Origin of the sequence: Vibrio sp. 10N.222.46.A1, from assembly GCF_041473595.1 — a bacterium.
GTDB lineage: Bacteria > Pseudomonadota > Gammaproteobacteria > Enterobacterales > Vibrionaceae > Vibrio > Vibrio tasmaniensis_A.
On the sequence record NZ_JBFRSN010000899.1, the window covers coordinates 1 to 2,174 of the forward strand.

At 44.2% G+C, this 2,174-nt stretch carries 2 protein-coding genes; both read right to left on the minus strand.

Translation table 11 applies throughout. The features are described 5' to 3' along the window. Positions 1-990 (minus strand): DEAD/DEAH box helicase (locus AB4496_RS21630; RefSeq protein ID WP_372131926.1); only part of this gene is annotated, 990 nt, incomplete at its 3' end. A 164-nt stretch (positions 991-1,154) separates the two neighbouring features. Then, a partial coding sequence (locus tag AB4496_RS21635; protein ID WP_372131928.1) for a diguanylate cyclase occupies positions 1,155-2,174 on the minus strand: 1,020 nt, incomplete at its 5' end.

Here is a 2,174-nt window from a genome sequence, read left to right on the forward strand (position 1 = left end):
ACGGTGAACGTAATCTTCTGATACGTTTGGAAGGTCGAAGTTAACCACTTGAGGAAGTTGTGGGATATCAATACCACGAGCAGCGATATCGGTCGCTACGAGTACTCGTACCTTACCGGTTTTAAAGTTCTCTAAGGCTTTAGTACGCGCGCCCTGGCTCTTGTTACCATGGATAGGAGCAGAAGTGATGTCTTGTTCTTCAAGGAAACGAGCAAGCTTATTTGCACCGTGTTTTGTTTTGCTGAACACCAACACTTGTCGCCAATCATTATCTTTGATCAGCTTAGCTAGCATTGGCGCTTTTTTCTTTTTATCTACTGGATAAATACTTTGTTCAACAGTTGGTGCTGTTGAGTTTGCAGGGCTTACCGAGATTTCAACTGGGTTATTTACTAAGCCTTTAGCCAAGCTACGAATATCATCAGAGAACGTTGCAGAGAACAGTAAGTTCTGACGCTTCTTCGGTAGGAAAGCCAAGATCCTACGGATGTCGCGGATGAAACCCATGTCTAACATGCGATCAGCTTCATCTAATACTAGAATCTCTAGCTGATCAAAACGCACTGCATTTTGGTTGTATAGGTCAAGTAGACGACCCGGTGTTGCCACCAACACATCACTACCTTTACGAAGTTTTTGCATCTGAGGGTTAATTTTCACGCCACCAAACACGACCGTAGAAGTAAGCGGTAAGTTAATACCGTATTTAACTACGCTGCCATTCACTTGCGCAGCAAGTTCACGGGTAGGTGTTAGCACTAGTGCACGAACTTGGTTCTGACGTACGCGAGGGCCTTTTGATAACATTTCAAGAATAGGTAGCGTGAAGCCAGCAGTTTTACCTGTACCTGTTTGAGCAGCGGCCATTACATCTTTGCCCGTTAGGACAGCTGGTACGGCTTTCTCTTGGATTGGTGATGGCTTATCGTAACCTTGTGCTTCAATAGCTTTAAGGATCGGTTCAGAAAGGCCAAGGGAGGTAAAACTCATAGATTATTTTCTCAGTTGAATAACATTTAGTATGAGCAACGCGCAGAAATAAGTCGTTGCTACAGCTTTCGCTCATCAATAGGATTGATAAGGAGCAAAGCGCGGTATTCTGAGGCTTTTCCCCACATTCAGCAACTAAATTCTAATAGCAGATCCAATCCAACCTATAAAATTTGTCGTTTCTGTTCGTACATTTTTTCATCAGCCGCTTTGAGTAGTGCATCGACACCAGTGTAGTTATTGTTGTGAATTACCCAACCAACGCTGATTCGAAGATAAATCGAGTGCGTATCATAAACAACAGGTGTGCTACATATCGCTCTTCGAAGTTTAGCTACAATCGAAGAGACATGTTGATCATCAATGATGCGTGGTAACAAAACTAAGAACTCATCACCACCGATTCTCGCAACGATATCTGAACCACGTAGTTCACTCTTAATGCGATTAGCACACTCAATAAGCACTTGATCGCCAGCCGCATGACCAAAAGTGTCATTGATCGCTTTAAAGCCATCCAGATCGATATTTACCACAGCAAAGGTTCTTGCTCTCTGCTTTTGGGTGACTTTGAACGCCTGCTTTAGGCTGTACATAAAGTATCGACGATTAGGTAACATGGTGAGTTCATCATGCATAGAGCGGCTATCTGCAATTCGGTACAGGCGATAAATAGTAAAGAAGGCAAACGCCAGCACTACCATTATGGAGTAACCCACCAGCCTTACCGCTTGAATTCGATACCAAGGTTCATCCATCAATACATGTTCGTTACCAGAAAGAGCAAGGTACCAACCACCATGTGGGAAACTCACCTGTTCAGTGGCAAACGCATTGTCGAACACACCTTGAGTGCCATAAAAGACTGCACCATCTTTACCTGAACTGTTTGCACCACGAATCGCGAGTTCATACTTGTTCTCGATCTTGCCGATTCCGACATCGTCAAACAGCTCATCTAAACTAATAACGGCACTGGATACACCCCAATAGTCTTCGTTAAAAGGCGGGTCTCGAAAGATCGGAGTGCGCGTAATGAGGGCTTGCCCGCCTTGAAACAACTCAAAAGGGCCGGCAATAAAGGTGTTGCCAAGATTACGGGCTATCTCAACAGACTCCCATTGGTCTGGATAATCACGATAATTAATACCGAGAATCTGCTCATTGCCTTCCATAGGGTAAAC